This is a genomic window from Micromonospora parva, assembly GCF_000718515.1.
GTDB classification, from domain to species: Bacteria; Actinomycetota; Actinomycetes; order Mycobacteriales; family Micromonosporaceae; genus Micromonospora; species Micromonospora parva.
This window is the reverse complement of record NZ_JNZS01000059.1, coordinates 1-588: the sequence shown is the minus strand read 5'-3', so window position 1 is coordinate 588 and position 588 is coordinate 1. Positions and strand designations below refer to the sequence as shown.

At 68.5% G+C, this 588-nt stretch carries 1 pseudogene; it reads right to left on the bottom strand.

The window, feature by feature from the left end:
* Nucleotides 1-533 (bottom strand): annotated as a pseudogene (locus IF22_RS33505) (C39 family peptidase); the annotation flags it as partial.
* Nucleotides 534-588 lie beyond the last annotated feature (55 nt).

Below are 588 nucleotides of genomic sequence, written 5' to 3'. Positions count from 1 at the left end.
CACGTTCCCGCCATCGCGGTAGCCGACGACGCTGATGTAGTGCCCGCCCTCGAAGGAGTGGATACCACCGTCGGTGTCGGTGGTGGTGCCGGCGATGTTCGCGACCACGGCCCGGCCGTCGTCGACGGTCTTCACAACGTCGGCGCGCAGCTTGTCGGTCTGCTTGTCATCCGCGGCCGGCGTGCTGATCTCCACCGACCGGTAGGCGTCGTTCTTACCGGTCTCCTTGTTCAACACCGGGGTGATGTCGTTGATGGAGTTGGTGCCGGCCTCGGTGGTGCGATGTCCTTGCCCTGCACGGACAGGGCGTTACGGGCGGCGGCGGGGCCGCAGTAGTAGAAGTTCGGCTGGGCCTCGTAGCGCACGCCGAGCTGACGCTCGCCGTGGCCCTTGCGGTCGGTCTGGGTCTGCGACGCGGGCTTGCTGGTGTTCGGGGCGGCGAAGGCGGTGGTGACGGGGCCGGCGATGGCGCCGCCGGTGAAGGCGAGGCCGGCGGCGGTCAGGGCGGTCTTACGGATCAGATCGGTACGCATGATGGCGTGCTCCTCTGCATCGGGGGTGTTTCCGCACGAGCACTGAACGCGGGGG